Source organism: Deinococcus maricopensis DSM 21211 (assembly GCF_000186385.1).
GTDB classification, from domain to species: Bacteria; Deinococcota; Deinococci; order Deinococcales; family Deinococcaceae; genus Deinococcus_B; species Deinococcus_B maricopensis.
In genome coordinates this window covers 3,180,001-3,196,161 of record NC_014958.1, presented here as the reverse complement: position 1 = coordinate 3,196,161, position 16,161 = coordinate 3,180,001, and the positions used below count along the sequence as shown (strand labels likewise).

15 protein-coding genes are annotated in these 16,161 nt (G+C 69.6%); 7 read left to right on the top strand and 8 right to left on the bottom strand.

What is annotated here, in order from left to right; all coding sequences use genetic code 11:
- Window positions 1-2: 2 nt before the first annotated feature.
- Complete coding sequence (locus DEIMA_RS15140; protein WP_013558152.1) at window positions 3-236, bottom strand: DUF3248 domain-containing protein; 234 nt, start codon at window positions 234-236, stop codon at window positions 3-5.
- Between the two features lie 287 nt (window positions 237-523).
- On the bottom strand, window positions 524-1,699 hold the full coding sequence (locus DEIMA_RS15135) for a class I SAM-dependent rRNA methyltransferase (protein ID WP_013558151.1): 1,176 nt from the start codon (window positions 1,697-1,699) through the stop codon (window positions 524-526).
- Window positions 1,700-1,819: 120 nt separating this feature from the next.
- Here DEIMA_RS15135 and DEIMA_RS15130 point away from each other — a divergent pair, with 120 nt between their 5' ends.
- The 6 genes from DEIMA_RS15130 to DEIMA_RS15105 all read left to right on the top strand — a co-directional run bounded on the left by DEIMA_RS15130 (window position 1,820) and on the right by DEIMA_RS15105 (window position 7,150).
- The gene (locus DEIMA_RS15130) at window positions 1,820-2,431 is read left to right on the top strand and encodes a 1-acyl-sn-glycerol-3-phosphate acyltransferase (RefSeq protein ID WP_013558150.1); all 612 of its coding nucleotides are present in this window, start codon (window positions 1,820-1,822) and stop codon (window positions 2,429-2,431) included.
- Between the two features lie 99 nt (window positions 2,432-2,530).
- Entirely contained in the window at window positions 2,531-3,283 is a 753-nt protein-coding gene (locus DEIMA_RS15125) for an ABC transporter ATP-binding protein (protein ID WP_013558149.1), read from the top strand.
- Window positions 3,280-4,017, top strand: a complete 738-nt coding sequence (locus tag DEIMA_RS15120; RefSeq protein WP_013558148.1) for an ABC transporter ATP-binding protein — start codon at window positions 3,280-3,282, stop codon at window positions 4,015-4,017. The genes DEIMA_RS15125 and DEIMA_RS15120 overlap by 4 nt, the downstream gene beginning before the upstream one ends.
- 16 nt (window positions 4,018-4,033) lie before the next feature.
- Window positions 4,034-5,251 carry an ABC transporter substrate-binding protein gene (locus DEIMA_RS15115; RefSeq protein WP_013558147.1) on the top strand — a complete coding sequence of 406 codons (1,218 nt, stop codon included), beginning with the start codon at window positions 4,034-4,036 and terminating at the stop codon, window positions 5,249-5,251.
- A gap of 52 nt (window positions 5,252-5,303) precedes the next feature.
- Window positions 5,304-6,194, top strand: coding sequence for a branched-chain amino acid ABC transporter permease (locus tag DEIMA_RS15110; RefSeq protein ID WP_013558146.1), 891 nt, complete (start codon window positions 5,304-5,306; stop codon window positions 6,192-6,194).
- Window positions 6,191-7,150 carry a branched-chain amino acid ABC transporter permease gene (locus DEIMA_RS15105; protein ID WP_013558145.1) on the top strand — a complete coding sequence of 320 codons (960 nt, stop codon included), beginning with the start codon at window positions 6,191-6,193 and terminating at the stop codon, window positions 7,148-7,150. The genes DEIMA_RS15110 and DEIMA_RS15105 overlap by 4 nt, the downstream gene beginning before the upstream one ends.
- A gap of 46 nt (window positions 7,151-7,196) precedes the next feature.
- On the opposite strand, the gene nrdR is transcribed toward DEIMA_RS15105, so the two are convergent.
- Genes nrdR through DEIMA_RS15090 form a run of 3 tightly spaced genes read right to left on the bottom strand, consistent with a single transcriptional unit; the run spans window position 7,197 to window position 8,569 of the window.
- The gene (gene nrdR / locus DEIMA_RS15100; protein ID WP_013558144.1) at window positions 7,197-7,643 is read right to left on the bottom strand and encodes a transcriptional regulator NrdR; all 447 of its coding nucleotides are present in this window, start codon (window positions 7,641-7,643) and stop codon (window positions 7,197-7,199) included.
- A gap of 6 nt (window positions 7,644-7,649) precedes the next feature.
- Window positions 7,650-8,345, bottom strand: a complete 696-nt coding sequence (locus tag DEIMA_RS15095) for an SDR family NAD(P)-dependent oxidoreductase (protein ID WP_013558143.1) — start codon at window positions 8,343-8,345, stop codon at window positions 7,650-7,652.
- Between the two features lie 23 nt (window positions 8,346-8,368).
- On the bottom strand, window positions 8,369-8,569 hold the full coding sequence (locus DEIMA_RS15090; RefSeq protein ID WP_013558142.1) for a hypothetical protein: 201 nt from the start codon (window positions 8,567-8,569) through the stop codon (window positions 8,369-8,371).
- Window positions 8,570-8,758: 189 nt separating this feature from the next.
- Between DEIMA_RS15090 and DEIMA_RS17085 the strand changes: the two genes are divergently transcribed.
- On the top strand, window positions 8,759-11,044 hold the full coding sequence (locus DEIMA_RS17085) for a putative bifunctional diguanylate cyclase/phosphodiesterase (protein ID WP_013558141.1): 2,286 nt from the start codon (window positions 8,759-8,761) through the stop codon (window positions 11,042-11,044).
- Between the two features lie 54 nt (window positions 11,045-11,098).
- Here DEIMA_RS17085 and DEIMA_RS15080 read toward each other — a convergent pair whose 3' ends face one another.
- The 3 genes from DEIMA_RS15080 to DEIMA_RS15070 form a co-directional block, all read right to left on the bottom strand.
- Window positions 11,099-11,737 (bottom strand): NUDIX hydrolase, encoded by a 639-nt coding sequence (locus tag DEIMA_RS15080; RefSeq protein WP_043816822.1) that lies wholly within the window; start codon window positions 11,735-11,737, stop codon window positions 11,099-11,101.
- The gene (dnaB, locus tag DEIMA_RS15075) at window positions 11,734-13,086 is read right to left on the bottom strand and encodes a replicative DNA helicase (RefSeq protein WP_013558139.1); all 1,353 of its coding nucleotides are present in this window, start codon (window positions 13,084-13,086) and stop codon (window positions 11,734-11,736) included. Before dnaB ends, DEIMA_RS15080 begins: the two co-directional genes overlap by 4 nt.
- Before the next feature lie 440 nt (window positions 13,087-13,526).
- Window positions 13,527-16,136 carry a DEAD/DEAH box helicase gene (locus DEIMA_RS15070; RefSeq protein WP_013558138.1) on the bottom strand — a complete coding sequence of 870 codons (2,610 nt, stop codon included), beginning with the start codon at window positions 16,134-16,136 and terminating at the stop codon, window positions 13,527-13,529.
- Window positions 16,137-16,161: the final 25 nt, after the last annotated feature.

Genomic DNA, 16,161 nt, shown 5'->3' with positions numbered 1-16,161 from the left:
GGTCAGTCCACCCATTCAATCACCACGGCGCCGCGCGCGAGGGCGTCCTGCACTTCGGCGTCCGACGCGGCCCGCAGGCGCGGCAGGAACGCGAACCGCGGCGTCGCCGACGCGTACCCGACCCGCACGATCACGTCCTCGGACGCTTCGTCCTTGCCGATGCGCCACACCAGATGACCGCCCAGGGTCTCCAGTTGCGCCTGCAGCTCCGGGGGCAGCGCGGACGGCTCACTCATGCCCGCAGTGTAGCTCAGGGGCGCCGCGCACTCATCCGATCTTCAAGGCCGGGTCCGCAGGTCCGCACGCTCCTTCCGCTCGTCCGCAGCCTCCGTGCGCTGCGGGCGTGCAGCGTCACCGCCGGTACCGTGACGCTGCACGCCTGCACCTCCAGCTCGTGAGCGTTGCCGCGACTCGGCCCCCACGTAGTGCTGGACGTGTGCCGCGAACGCGGGGGCTCCACGCCGCAAAGGACAGCGTTCAAAGAGGGCGGCGCAGGAGGCCCTCTCCCTGCGCCGTCCTGCCCTCACTCCACGCGTTCCAGCAGCGTGAACTTCAGGTACCGGGTTTCCGGCACGCCCAGCCGCTCCGGATGATCCGGCGCCTGCGTCCCACGGTGCAGCACTCGCATCCGCACGCGCGCGTCGGCTGCCGCGTCCGCCAGCATCCCGTGGAAGTCACTGTCGGACACGTGGAACGAGCAGCTCGTCGTGGCCATCACGCCGCCCACCGGCAGGAGCTTCAGGCACCGCAGGTTCAGCTCCTTGTACGCCCGGTATGCGTTCGGCAGGTCCTTCGCGCGTTTCGCGAATGCGGGCGGGTCGAGGCTGATCGTGTCGAACCGCTGCCCTGCCGATTCCAGGTCCCGCAAACGATCAAAGGCGTTCGCCTCGGTGTACGTGACGTTCGTGTGCCCGTTCAGGCGCATGTTCTCCTCGGCCCGCGCCAGCGCGGCGCCCGACGCGTCAATTAACTCCACGTGCGCCGCGCCGGGCGCGAGGTGCAGCCCGAACGACCCGTGGTAACTGAAGACGTCCAGTGCCGCGCCGCGCGCGTACGCGCCCAGCAGCGCGCGGTTCACGCGCTGATCCAGGAACGCGCCCGTCTTCTGCCCGGTGCGCGGCTCCACCAGGTACCGTACGGGGCCGCGCGCGCCCGCTTCCTGCACCTCCAGGCGATCCGGCACGCGGCCGTACAGCTCATCAATGCCGGTCTCCAGGCCTTCGAGCGCCCGCACCTTCCCCTCGTGGCGCGCGAGCACCCCCTGCAGCCCCAGGCGTTCCGCGAGGTGCTGCACGAGCGCGCCCAGGTGCGGCTCCAGCGCGGCGGTGCCGTTCTGCACGACCGCGTACGGGCCGTAGCGGTCGACCACGAGGCCCGGCAGGCCGTCACCTTCGCCGTGCACGAGGCGGTACGCGTCGGCGTCCGGGTTCAGGCGCGCGCGGTAATCGAGTGCCGCGTCCAGGCGGGCGCGCAGGAACGCCTCGTCCGCTCGCACGGCCGGGTCGGCGCTCAGCAGGCGCACGCTGATCTCGCTGCGGGCGTTCACGAGTGCCCAGCCGAGCGGGCGACCCCGCACGTCCTGCACGGCGTGAATGCCGGGTGTGTCCGGAAGGTTGAGGGTATCACTGCGGTACACCCACGGGTGCCCGCTCGCGAGGCGCGCGGCCCCGCGTGGGGAAAGAACGGCGGCGTTCGTCATGCCCACAGCATACGGACCCCGCGCGGCCTCACCGAACGCTTCATGTTCACTTGAGGCGTGCGCGAGGGTGTGACCTCCTGCGCGGACAGCGGAGGGTGCCGACGCTACACTTCCGTCATCATGACGCAACCCCTGTGGCGGAACCGACCGCCGACCTTCGCCTCACGCATCGCCGGCGCAGTGCTGCGCGCCGCCGGCTGGACGGTGCTGCTCGAGCAGCCGCCCGGCCCGAAAGTCGTGTCCGTCGTGTACCCGCACACCAGCAACTGGGATTTCCCCATCGGCATCCTGTGGGCGTGGGCGACGCGTTCGCCCGTGAAGTTCGTCGCGAAACACAGCCTGTTCCGCCCGCCGTTCGGCGGGGTGCTGCGCGCCATGGGCGGCGTGTCCGTGGACCGCCGCCGCGCCGGCGGGAACTTCGTGCAGGCCGTCGCGGACATGATCCGCGACCAGAAGGAGATCATGCTGGTCGTCGCGCCCGAAGGCACCCGCGCCCGCGCGGACCACTGGAAGAGCGGCTTCTACTACATGGCCGTGAAAGCCGACGTCAGCATCGCCATGACCGTCCTCGACTGGGGCCGACGCGAGATCGGCACGGTCGGGTACATCCGACCGACCGGCAACGTCCACGCCGACTACGAGAAGTTCCGCGTGTGCCTCGACGGGCGCCGAGGACGCAAACCCGAGAACGAAACGCCGATCCGCCCGCGCGAGGAGCCGACCGGCACCTGAACCGCCCGCGCGGTGTAACCGGACGGTAACGCGCCGCACCTACCCTGACAGCATCAATCACTGAAAGGGGGGTGTTATGCCGCGTTGCGGTCAGACCTCATGACGGTCGCGCTTCAAGCCCGCGACCTGTGCCGGGATTTCCGGGGTTTCCAGGCCACCAACCACGTCCACCTCGACATTCACGAGGGGGAGATTCATGCCGTCATCGGCCCGAACGGCGCCGGCAAGACCACGCTGTTCAACCTGCTGTCCGGCTTCCTGAAGCCCAGCAGCGGCGAGGTGCACCTGTTCGGGGAGCGCATTGACCCGCTGCCGCCGGACGCCATCGTGCGGCGCGGCCTGTCGCGCTCGTTTCAGATCAGCAGCGTCTTCCCGACCCTCACGGTCCGCGAGAACCTGCTGGTGGCGTTGCAGGCGGGTACACGCCTGCCCGGGCGGTTCCTCACGCCGCTCGGCGCGATGGACGCTTTCAGCGCGCGCGCGGACGACCTGCTCGCGCAGGTGGGCCTCGACTGGGCCCGCGACCGACCCGCGGCGGACCTCAGCCACGGCGAGAAACGCCAGCTGGAAATCGGCCTGTCGCTCGCGCAGAACCCGCGGGTGCTCCTGCTCGACGAACCGACGAGCGGCATGGGCTCCGAAGGGATCGCGCGGGTCATCGCGCTTGTGCGGGAGGTGGCGCGCGGACGCACCGTCGTCCTCGTGGAGCACAACATGAGTGTCGTCGCGCAGCTCGCGCACCGCATCACGGTGCTGCAGTACGGGCAGGTGCTCGCCACCGGCACATACGAGGAGGTCCGCCGCGACCCGCGCGTGATCGAGGCGTACCTGGGGCAGGAGGCGCACCCGTGACGGCGCCCCACGCCCCACTGGCCTCGCCCGCGCCCTCCGCGCCGCTGTTGAGCGTCCGCGACCTGAACGCGTACTACGGTCAGAGTCACGTGCTGCACGGCGTGAACCTCAGCGTGCAGCCCGGCGAGGTCGTGAGCCTGATCGGCCGCAACGGCGCCGGCAAGAGCACCACCCTCAAGAGCATCATGGGCGTCCTGCGCAGCCGGACCGGCGAGATCACCTTCCGGGAGGAGCGGCTCGCGCGCCTCGGCAGTCACCAGATCGCCGCGCGCGGCGTTGCGTGGGTGCCTGAGGAGCGGGCCATCATGAGCACCCTCACAGTCCGCGAGAACCTGGAGCTGCCGCCCGCGCGGCCCGGCGGGTGGACGCTCGAGCGCATCTACGACACGTTCCCGGTGCTGCGCGAACGCGGCCACCACCCCGGCAGCAAACTCAGCGGCGGGGAGCAGCAGATGCTCGCGATCGTGCGCGTCCTGCGCGGCGCCCCGAAACTCCTGCTGCTCGACGAACCCAGCGAGGGCCTCGCGCCCGTGATCGTGGAACGCATCGCCGCCATGCTCGAAACCCTGAAGCGGGAGGGGCTCGCGATCATCCTTGTCGAGCAGAACCTGCGCTTCGCCACGCGCCTCGCCGACCGGCATTACGTCCTCGTTGACGGTCACATCGTCGACGAAGTCCACCGCCATGACGTGGACGCGCGCCGCGACGACCTCACCCGGCACCTCAGCATCTGACCCACGGAGGGAACCCATGCGCAACACCACCCTGACCGCCCTGCTTACCGTCGCCCTCGTCACCAGCAGCGCCGTCGCGCAGAACGCCCGGCTCACCGACAACGTCGTGAAGGTCGGCGTGCTCACCGACCTGTCCGGCGTGTACAGCGAACTGTCCGGGCAGGGCAGCGTCCGCGCCGCGCAGATGGCCGCCGACGACTTCATGCGCGCCAACCCCAGCTTCAAAGGCAAGGTGCAGGTCGTGGGCGTCGACCACCAGAACAAAGCGGACGTTGCCAGCAACAAAGCCGCCGAGATGATCGACCGGCAGAACGTGGACGTCCTGATGGACCTCCCCACCAGCAGCGCCGCGCTCGCCGCGTCCGAAGTCGCGCGGCAGAAGAAGATCCCCGTGATGGTCGTCACGGGCGGCACCACCGCCCTCACGAACGAGAAGTGCAGCAAGTACACCTTCCACTACGCGTACGACAACTACATGCTCGCCAACGGCACCGGCACGGCCGTCACGAAACGCGGCGGGAACAGCTGGTACATCATGTACCCGAACTACGCGTTCGGGCAGGACCTCAGCCGCCAGTTCGCCAGCGCCATCAGCGAGAACAAAGGCAAGCTCGTCACGAATGCCGAGGCGACGCCGTTCCCGAACACCGACTTCTCCTCGTACCTGCTCAAGGCGCAGGGCCTCAAACCGAAAATCTTCGGGACCATGCAGGCCGGCGCGGACCTCGTGAACGTCGTGAAGCAGTACAACGAGTTCGGGTTGCGTCAGCAGGGCATCGGCCTCGGGATCGGCCTGCTGTTCGAGACGGACGTCGCCGCGCTCGGCCAGGACGCCTTCGCGGGCGCGCTCGCGACTGTGCCGTGGTACTGGAACCTCGACCAGCGCGCCCGCGACTTCGCCGCGAAATTCGAGAAGGCCTTCAAGAAGAAACCCACCTTCGCGCAGGCCGGCGTGTACAGCGCCACCATGCAGTACCTGCAGGCGGTCGCGCGCGCCCGCAGCGACAACGGCGACGCCGTCGTGAAGGCCCTCGAAGGGTACCGCTTCAGTGACTTCTTCGCGCGTAACGCCTACATCCGCCCGCAGGACCACCGCGTGATCCTCGACGTGTACACCGTGCAGGTCAAGAGCCGGGCGCAGAGCAAGGAGCCGGGCGACATCTACGCGAAAGTCGCCACGATTCCCGCCGCGCGCGCGTTCCAGCCGCTGAGCGAAAGCAAATGCAAATTCTGAGTGACGCCGAAACCGGCGTGGAGGGGCGCGGCGTCGCCCGTACGGAGCGAGCATGAACACGCAACTGCTGCTGATTCAGGTGTTCAACGGTCTCGTGAACGGCGCGTTCTACGCGCTGCTCAGCCTCGGCCTCGCGGTGATCTTCGGGATGCTACGCATCGTGAACTTCATGCACGGCGCGCTGTACATGCTGGGGGCGTTCACGGCGTTCGCGTTGGGGCAGGCGTTCGGGCTGGGCTTCTGGCCGAGTCTGCTTCTGGCGCCGTTGCTGGTGGGGGCGCTCGGCATGCTGCTGGAGCGGACGCTGCTGTCCCGCCTGTACGGTCTGGACCACAGTTATAACCTGCTGCTGACCTTCGGGCTGACGCTGCTCACGCAGGACCTCGTGAAGCAGGTAATGCTCAGCCGCTTCGACGTGTCGAGCGCGCCGTTCACGCCCCCGGCGGCCCTCGCGGGCGTCGTGAACCTCGGGTTCGTGATCTTCCCGAAGTACCGCCTGTTCGTGATTGCCCTGGCGCTCGCGGTGTGCCTGATCACGTGGTTCGTGATTGAACGGACCCGCGTGGGCGCCACCATCCGCGCCGCCACCGAGAACCCGGGCGTGACGCGCGCGTTCGGCATCAACGTGGGCCGCTGGGTGACGGGCGTGTTCGGCGTGGGCGTGGCCCTCGCCGGGCTCGCCGGGGTGCTCGCGGCGCCCATCTACAGCGTCGAGCCGTACATGGGCGCCGAGCTGATCATCACGACGTTCGCGGTGGTCGTGATCGGCGGGATGGGCAGCATCCTGGGCAGCGTCGTCACCGGGTTCGCGGTGGGGGTCTTGTCGGCCATCGGCGCGGCCTTCTACCCGCCCATCGCCAATACCCTGGTGTTCATCCTGATGGCCGTGGTGCTGCTGGTGCGCCCGAGTGGCCTGTTCGGGCTGCCGGAGGGCGCGCGGTGAGCGCCGTCAGCACCCCTCTTCCCGCCGCGGACGGGCGCGCGCGCCGCACGCGCGCCGCGTGGCTCGCCGGGCTCGGGCTGGCGCTGCTGGCCCTGCCGCACGTCATCTACCCGGTGCTCGCCATCGACATTCTCGCGTGGGGGCTCTTCGCGGTCGCGTTCGACCTGCTGTTCGGGTTCAGTGGGCTGCTCAGCTTCGGGCACGCGGCCTTCTGGGGCGTGAGCGCGTACGCGAGCGCGTACCTGCTCGGGCACGGGCAGGGCGTGCCGGTCGCCCTGCTGGGCGGGACCGCCGCGGCGTTGCTGCTCGCCGTGCCCGTGGGGTTCCTGAGCGTCCGCTCGCTCGGCATCTACTTCAGCATGATCACCCTGGCGTTCGCGCAGATGCTGTCGTTCCTCGCGCTGCAGTGGACGGACGTGACCGGCGGCGAGAACGGCCTGCAGGGGCTCACCCGCCCGAACCTGCTCGGCCTGGACTTCACGAACGGCGTCACCCGGTACTACTTCGCGCTCGCGGTGTTCGCTGCGGGGTTCTACGTCGCGTACCGCACGGTGCGCAGCCCGTTCGGGAAGACCCTGCAGGCGGTGCGGGACAACGCCACGCGCGCGCAGAGCATCGGGTACAACCCCACGCGCTTCAAGCTCATGGCGTTCCTGATCTCCGCGGCGCTGAGCGGCCTGGCAGGCACGCTCTACACCTTCGGGCACGGCGTGGTCAGCCTGGACGTCGTGAGCTGGCGCACGTCCGGCGAAGTCGTGATGATGACGCTGCTCGGCGGGACCGGCACGCTGTTCGGGCCGGTGGTCGGCGCGGCCCTGGTGCTGCTGCTGCGGGACGTGCTCACTGAGGCGAACATCCCGGTGGGCATCATGACCGGGCTGGTGTTCGTGCTGGTGGTGCTGTTCTTCCGCCGGGGCGTGGTCGGCAGCGTGCAGCACTGGTTCCGTCGGCGGTAGAGCCGCGGGGCCCTCACCTGGTGGGGGCCCCGCTTGATGCGGCGGCCTAGCTTTCGTCCTTGAGGCCGCGGATTTCCTCGATGAAGCGCTCCAGGCTGTCGAAGTCCCGGTACACGCTCGCGAAGCGGATGTACGCGACCTCGTCGAGCGGTTTGAGGAAGTTCATGGCGCGCCGTCCGATTTCCTCGCTGCTGATTTCCGGCGTCTGCACCTCGTCCTCGAAGCTGTACGCGAACGCGCGCAGCTGCTCTTCGGTGACGGGGCGTTTCTCGGTGGCGAGCGTGAGGCCGCGCAGGAGTTTGTCCGGGTTGAACGCCTGGCGGACGCCGCCGCGTTTGACGACCATCAGCGGTTCGAGCTGCGCGCGTTCGTACGTCGTGAAGCGCCGCGCGCACGCGAGGCATTCGCGGCGTCGGCGGATGGCGGTGCCGTCGTCGGAGCTGCGGGAGTTCACGACCTTGCTGTCGGGGGCGCTGCAGTAGGGGCACTTCATGCGGCGTCAGCGGTACAGGTAGGGGGGGAGGTTGGGGTCGGTGCCGCGCGTGTCCGGCAGGGGCGGCAGCGGCACCTGCATGATGTTGCCGCGCAGGTGCCGCATGTTCGGGTTGGCGAGCATGGTGACGGCGTCCGCGAGGGGTTTGTCGAGGGCGTCGTCGCTGCCGCTGGCGCGGGAAGGGAGGACCATGTTGACGCGCAGGTCCTCTTCGTGGGCGTGGCGGACGAGGCCGCCGAGCGCGCCCCGCTGCGGGGCGACGTGCAGGCCGCGTTCGTCGGCGTGCGGGCCGACGATGGTGAGCCACACGCCGGGCAGGCGGCGGCGCAGGATCTGCGTGATGCTGACGCTGCTCTTCACGTTGCAGTTGAAGAGGTCGAGCCACTCGTTTTCGCTCAGGAAAGTGAAGGTGGCGTGCGCGCGTTTGTCGGCGAGGTGGACGACGCCGTGCAGCGCGCCGAAGATTTCGGTGATGCGCGTCTGGGCGCTCATCCAGTCGAGGGGAACGCCGACGTCGGCTTTGAGGGGGATGGCGTGGCCGCCGCTTTGTTCCAGGGTGCTGGCGAGGGCGGCGAGCGTTTCGGGGTTGCTGCCGATCAGGACGACGCTGGCGCCGGCGCGCGCGAGGGCGGCGCTGACGGTGCGTCCGTAGCCGCTGTCGGCGTTGGTGACGGCGATGACTTGTCCCTCCAGGCGGTCCATGTCGTCAGCATAGCGCAGCGGGGTTAACCGGCGTTCTGGAGCGGGCGGAGCGCTTCGGGTGGGGGGTCGCTGGCGCGGTGGCCGCGGTCGCAGGTGTGGCACCAGTAGGCCTGGTCGCCGTCGCGGGTGTCGTACAGGGGCATAGGGGCGGTGCAGGTGGGGCAGACGTGGACGTAGCCGCGTCCGCTGGCCGGATAAGGGTCTTCGCGGAATCTACGCTTCATATTCTGATGCTAGCAGAAGTGTTGCCGACGAATTCAGCTCAGGACACAAGCTTGCGCGCCGTCAACCCGTCAGCAGAACACGCACCCTACACGCCCCCACGCCCAAGCACAACCCCCACCGGAAGAGCACTGTCAGACCCGCTCGGGTATCGTAACCACAATGACACTCCGGCCCCGCCGAATCTGGTTATGACCCAGCCTGCGCCCCCTGCCCTCACCCTGCGCGTCACGCTGCTGCTCAGCGCCCTGCACACCGCCTGGGTGCTGCTCGGCGCGCCCCCCGCCACCACCCGCGACCTGATCGGCAACCTCGCCTTCTTCAGCAGCTACGCGCTCGCCACCATCCTCAGCGCCCGCGCCGCCCGCCACCTCAGCGGCCGCTTCAACCGCGCCTGGACCTTCATCACCGCCGCCATGACCTGCTGGACTGCCGGCCAGCTCACCTACACCATCATCGACGCTCGGTACGCCACCGTCCCGTACCCCTCACCCGCCGAAATCGGCTTCGTGCTCTTCCCCCCGCTGTTCCTGGCCGGGATCGGCTACATGTTCAACGCCCCTGCCGGTCGCGTCCAGACAGCCACCTTCGCGCTCGACGTCGCCATCGTCCTGCTCACCCTCGCCAGCGTCCCCGTCATCGGCCTGAACGTCAACACGCTCCTGCACGACCACCCGATCGTCGTCGCGCAGCACATCTCCAACCTGCTGCTCCTCACCACCATGATGGTGTTCGCGTTGCGGCAACCCCACAACCCCGCCCGCGCGTACACCGGCTGGCTCACCCTCGCCCTGCTGCTGTTCGGCACCGCGCACATCCTGTACGGCAACCTCGTCACGCGCGGCCTGTACGCCGTCGGCAGCCCCCTCGACCCGCTGTGGGTGTGGGCCGCGGCCCTGATCGGCCTCGCCGCTCACCGCAGCGTCATGCCCGCCACCGCCCGGCGCGCCACGCACACCGGCGGACGCTGGGCGACCATCGCGCCCGTCGTCCTCAGGCTGCTCCCGTACCTCGCCATCACCGTCACGTTCATCCGCGCGTTCGCCGGCGCGCGCGCCACCGGCCCCGACACCCTCACCCTCATCACGGCGCTGCTCGTCGTCGCCCGACTGAGCCTCACCGAATACCAGAACGCGCACCTGCAACGCCAGCTGCAGCGCCAGGCGTACCTCGACGCCCTGACCGGACTGCCGAACCGCGCGGCCCTGCAACGCGACCTCCCGAACCTCATCGAGAGCGCCGCCATGACCGGCGTGCCGCTCGCCGTGCTGTTCATCGACCTGGACCGCTTCAAGCCCATCAACGACCTGTTCGGACACGCCACCGGCGACGTCGTCCTGCGCGAGGCCTGCGCGCGCGTGCAGCGCCACCTGCGCCCGAACGACCTGATCGCCCGCGTCGGCGGGGACGAACTCGTCGTCGTCCTCTGCGACCTCAACGCCGACGCCCCCGGCGCCACCGCCGAACACGCCGCCGCGCGCCTCCTCGACCACCTCGCCCAGCCGTTCCGCGTAGACGGCCGGCAGCTCACGCTGTCCGCCAGCATCGGCATCGCGCACGTCCCCGCCGACACCACCGACGCCAGCACCGCCCTCAGCTACGCCGACCTCGCCATGTACCAGGCGAAGCAGGCAGGCCGCAACACCCACCGCACCTTCCAGCACGACTGGCACCACCAAAGCAGCGCACAGTTCGAACTCGACGCGCAACTGCAGGGCGCCGCCGCCCGCGGCGAGTTCGAACTGCACTACCAGCCCCTCGTGGACGCCCGCACCGGCACGCTCCGCAGCTTCGAAGCGCTGCTGCGCTGGCACAACCCCACCCTCGGCGCGGTGTCACCCGCCCAGTTCATTCCGGTCGCCGAGACGCGCGGCCTGATCGTCCCCATCGGCGAGTGGGTGCTGCGCGCCGCCTGCCGGCAGCTGCGCGCCTGGCACGCCGCCGGGTACACGCACGCGCGCGTGAGCGTGAACGTCTCCGCCCTGCAGTTCGCGCTGCCGGACTTCGTCCGCAGCGTCGAGGCGACGCTGCGGACCCACGGCGTGCCCGGCCACGCGCTCGCCGTGGAACTCACGGAGTCCACGCTCATTCAGGACCTCGAGGCCAGCAACGCCAAACTCGCTGCCCTCCACGCGCTCGGCGTCCGCACGGCCCTGGATGATTTCGGCACCGGGTACAGCAGCCTCAGCTACCTGCAGCGCCTGCACGTCAACACCCTGAAAATCGACCGGTCATTCATGCAGGCCATCGACGGGCGCGGCGGGGCGCTCGTGCGCGCCATCACGCACCTCGCACACGACCTGGACCTGCGCGTCGTCGTGGAAGGCGTCGAAACAGCGCAGCAACTGCGCACCGTGCAGGCCCTCGGCGGTGACACCGTGCAGGGCTACCACGTCTCGCGTCCGCTTCCCGTGGCGCAGGCCGAAGCGTTCCTGCGCGCCGCGCGCCCCGCGCTGGAGCCGTGGCCTGACCCCTGAACGGCGAACGGTCGGACCAGGGCGTGGCCTGGTCCGACCGTCCTCCAGCCGGGGTTACTCGACGGCGTCGGCGGCGCCGTCCACGCGGCGGCGCTTGCGGAGCATCGCGGGCTCCTGATCAAGGTCGAACACGAAGTGCCGCGGGCGGCGCTCCTTGAGCCACGCCTCCAGCGCCAGCAGCCGCGGACGGAACCGCAGGTATTCGCGCAGCTGCCGAATCGGAATGAACTTCGCCTCCTGCACCTCTTTGTCCGGATCGCGCGGACCGAGCGTGCCGCCCACCTCGCGGCCCACGTAGAAGAACTGCAGGTGATGCCCCCACGTCTGCGCGTGGAACTCCACGATGAACGCCAGCTCCCGCGTCTCGACGCGCAGGCCGGTCTCCTCGTACGTCTCGCGGATCGCGCCGGTCTGCACCAGCTCCCCGGCTTCCAGGCCGCCTTTCGGGAGGCTCCAGCGGCCCCGCTCGCGCACCAGCAGGATCTCATCCCCGCGCAGCACGATGGAGCCCACTCCGATGCGCGGCTCCGCCATCGGCTTCTTGGGCGGCTTCGGCGCGCGCGTGCGGGCCGGCGTGGACGCCTGCGGTTTCGCGGCGGGCGCCGCGCCGTCGCCGTCCGGACGTCCGCCACGACGGCGACGGCGACGGCGACGCGCCGCGGGCGCCGCTGCGACCTTCACGTCCGCGCTCACGACACGCCCTCGGGCGCCAGGTCGTTAAAGCGCACGTGCTGGCTGTGGAACTGCAGTTTCACCGTACCGACCGGACCGTTGCGCTGCTTCCCGACGATGATCTCCGCGATGCCCTGCTGGTCCGTTTCCTTGTTGTAGTACTCGTCGCGGTAGATGAACATCACGATGTCCGCGTCCTGCTCGATGGCGCCGGACTCACGCAGGTCGCTGAGCATCGGGCGGTGGTTCGGGCGTTGCTCCACTGCGCGCGACAGCTGACTGAGCACGATGATCGGCACTTCCAGTTCACGCGCGAGGCTCTTGAGGCCGCGCGAGATGGTGCTGATCTCCTGCTGCCGGTTCTCGCTGCCGCCCCCGCCGCCCTTGCCGCCACTCATCAGCTGCAGGTAGTCGATGACGACCAGCCCCAGCTGCCCGTGCTGCGCGGCAATCCGGCGGCATTTGCTGCGCAGCAGGTTCAGCGTCAGGTCCGCCTCATCGTCGATGACGAGGGGCGCTTCCGCAAGGCGCCCTGCGGCGTGCGCGAGCCGCTCGAAGTCCCGTTCGTTCAGCTGCCCGCTGCGAATGCGGTTCATGTCCACGCGCGCCTCGCTGCACAGCATGCGCAGCGCCAGCTGCACGGCGGGCATTTCCAGGCTGAATACCGCCACGGTCTTCTCGCCGCGCAGCGCGACGTTCTGTGCGATGGACAGCGCGAACGCCGTCTTGCCCATGGACGGGCGCGCCGCGAGGACGTTCAGGCTGCCCTTCTGCAGGCCGCTGATCTGCTCGTCAAGATCGCGGAAGCCGCTGGGCACGCCGTCCGGGATGCCCTTGTTGTTGTGCAGCAGCGTGATGTACTCGAACGTGTCGTGCACGACCGAACTCATCGCCTGGAACTGCTCACCCTGCTTCTTCTGCTCGGCAATCTCGAAGATCAGCTTCTCGCTGCGGTCGAGGATGTCCTCCAGCGGCTGCTGCGCGTCGTACGCGAGCTGCATGACGCGTCCGCTCACCTGAATCAGCTGACGCAGCGTGTATTTTTCCTGCACGAGGCGCGCGTAGTGCTCGGCGTACGCGGCAGTCGGCACCTGGTCCGACAGGCCGATCAGGTACGCGAGGCCGCCGACCTCGTCGAGCTGCCCCTTGACGCGCAGGTCCTCGCTCAGCGTCACGAGGTCCACCGGCTCGCCGCGCTCCTGCAGGGCGCGCATGCTCGCGAAGATCTTGCGGTGCCCGTCGCGGTAGAACATTTCGGGCTGGACGGTGTCGCCGAGGCTCATCAGGGTGTCGTTGTCGAGCAGGATGCTGCCCAGAACGCTGATTTCAGCGTCATTGTTGTGCGGAGGTACGCGCGTGACTTGATCCATGCTGTCCTTCCCGCCGCCGGGCCGCGCAGGCTCGGAGACGTGGGGGTGAAGTCGGAGGTGGTGCGCCGCTGTGGGCGCGCTGCGAGGCGCTTGGGCCTCGCGCGCCGGGGTTGTGCACCCACGGCGATGGCTGCCTCCGATCATACAGCAGAGTGCCGCACCCCACTTGGCGTGGCGTCCTGAAGCGTATAGGGCAGCGTGCTGCCCGCACTGGAGGCCGGGCAGCACGCTGCCCGTGCGCCGAAGCGCCTTAAGTCATGCCCTGCGCGGCCTGGGTCCAGGCTGGACGTCATGGACCCAGGCCCACGCTGTGCGCACCGCCTGGGCGACTGAACGCGCCAGAGCGGTTCGGCGCTGCTGTCGGCGCACGGAGGCGCAGATCAACGGCGATTTTCAAGCGGTCAGACCCTTCAGAGCCTGCTGCCGGGTCCTGCTCTGGTTCAGTCGCTCGGGCCCTGGGCGTCCCGGATGACGGCCAGGTTCGCGTGCGTGACCAGAAGGGTCTTCTGCCCGGACCCGGGGAAGTACACGCTCACCTGGCGTCGTTCGCCGCTGCCGCTGCCGCCCATCAGGGTGCCCACGCCGAACTTCGCGTGCTGCACGCGCAGGGGCGCGCTGCCCTGCACGGCCCGTTGCAGTTCGCGGGACGGCACGCCCAGGCGGGCGCTCACTTCCGGCAGACTCAGGCCCTGCAGGTCCAGCAGTTCGCGGGCTTCCATCACCCAGTCGCCGCGTTCCGGGCGGGCGTGCAGGTCCGCGGGAACGCTGGGGTGGGCGCGCGCGCCGAGGATCGCTTCCAGGTACGCGCGGGTGGCGCGTTTGTCGGTGGGGCGCCGCTCCCCGCTGGGCATGAAAGGGCTGTGGCAGCGGGACGTGGCGGTGCAGGCGTAGCAGCCGGCGTCGCAGCATGGCTGCGCCGCGAGGTCCAGTGCGCGGCTGAGCAGGTCGTCCATGCTTTCGGCGGCGCGGCGGGTGACGCCCAGGCCGCCCAGCCAGTCGTCGTACAGGAAAAAGTACGTGGGGCGGTCCTCGCGGAACGCGCCGGACAGGTCGTTCTCGTCGCACGCGACCCGCTCGGGAATCAGTTTCTGCAGCAGGTGCTTGAGGGTGTGCGCGACGGCGTGGGGCTGGTCGGTCGCGCGGGCGTCCACGGCGACTTCGAGCGCCGCGGTGCGGAACGGCGGGAGTTCGATCACTTCGTCGAAGTCGTGTTCGCTGAGCTTGTGGTCCTGCATGCGGTCCTGGATGCGGCCGCCGCACGCGCGGCACTCGCGTTCCAGCAGGCCGGGTTCGCGGTCGCAGCGGGTGCAGGCGCGCGCGAAGACGGTGCGCATCAGCATGAAGCCGGTGTAGCGGCGGCGGATCACGACGTCCCCGTGGCGGTACGCGAGCGAGCCGCGTTTCACCCACGCGCCCATGTGTCCGGTGGGTTGCACGGTCGTGGCGTACACGCCGCGCGTGTAGAGGTCCTGCGCGGCGTACCGCTGCACCAAGATGGCGGTGCCGGCCGGGTGTTCCTCCCAGCGCGTGACCTTGTAGCCGGTGCCGTCGAGCGTGAATACGGCGCCGGCGTGCTTCTCGGTGAGGGCGTAGTGTTGACTGGGGCTTTCCAGTGGCGCCTGGAAGCAGGCCACGCCGCGGGCCGTCCAGGCGTCCTCTTCCACGACGTAGTATTTGGCGCTGCCTTCGCCGCGCAGGTTCCAGTAGCGTTCCGGCGCGACGTTCTCGGCGCTGAGCCCGGCGGCGCGCCGTTCCTCCTGTGCGCGCGCGTGATGGCGGGGGGCGAGGTAGGGGTTCCCGGCTTCGACGACGGCGTTCTCGATGCGGCCGGTCACGAGTTCCCGGAAGTTCCCGACGTTGCTGTAGAACGCGTCGACCGGGTGGGGAAGGCCCCGTTCGTCAAGGGCGGGGAGGTACAGCACCAGGCCGGGGGCGACGCGGCCGGCGCGGCCGGCCATCTGGCGGAACGCCATGCGTGAGCCCGGGTACCCGTCGATGATCACGACTTCGAGGTCGCCGATGTCCACGCCGGCTTCGAGGGCGTTCGTGGCGAACATGACGCCGCTGCGGGCCTTGCGGAACTCCGTGAGGCGGCCTTCGCGGTCGCTGGTGCCGGCCATATAGAGGTGCGCGGCCTGCGCGTACCGGGGGTGGGTGCGGTACGTGCCGTAGAGGCGCGCGGCGCGGGAACGCCCGCGGTAGAACGCGAGGACTTTCAGGCCGTGTTCGAGGCTGGCCTGCATCACGGCGTCCCAGAAGCGGCGCGGTTGGCCGCGGTGGTCGGCGAGGTAGTAGCGTTTGCCGTGGCGAGCGGCGCCACTCTCGCGGACCTCAACGGCGTCGACACCGGCGAGTTCCTGCGCGAAGGCCGCCGGGTTGCCGATGGTGGCGGTGCTCAGGACCACCTGGGGGCGCGCGCCGAGGGCGCGGGCAAGGTCCAGCAGGCGGCGGATCATGCCGGCCACTTCGCTGCCGAAGCCGCCGCGGTACGTGTGCGCCTCATCGAGCACGACGTAGCTCAGGCGAGCGAGGAAGGCGCGGACGTGCCGGTTGGCGAGGGCCCAGTGCAGCTTGTCGGGCGTGGCGGTCACCATGCGGACGTCCGGGCCGAAGACCTCTTCGGGTCGGGCGCCGCCCTGGAACGCGCCGATGTTCCACGCGAACGCGCCCCGGTCGCGGAACGCGTCGAGTTTCTCCCGTTGATCCTGCCCGAGTGCGACGAGGGGGTAGATGAACAGTGCGGTGGCCTGGGGGTCCGCTTCCAGGCGTTCGAAGACGGCGGGGAAGAAGGCGCCTGTCTTGCCGCTGGCGGTGGGCGTCGTGATGATCACGTGCTGTCCACCCGTCATGAGGCGGTACGCCTCGGCTTGGTGGCTGTAGACCTCCGGGAAGCCGAAGCCTGCGCGCAGCGCCCGTGACCAGCCGAGGTCTTCGACGCGGACGGTCTGGGCAGCTTGAACCTCTTCTTCGTGCAGGAGGGCCGCCCCGCTTCCCAGGATGTCGCGCAGGAAGACTTCGAGGCGCGCGTAGGGAAGAGGTGGAGCGGTCACGGAGTCAGTCTAGGGGGCGGTGCGG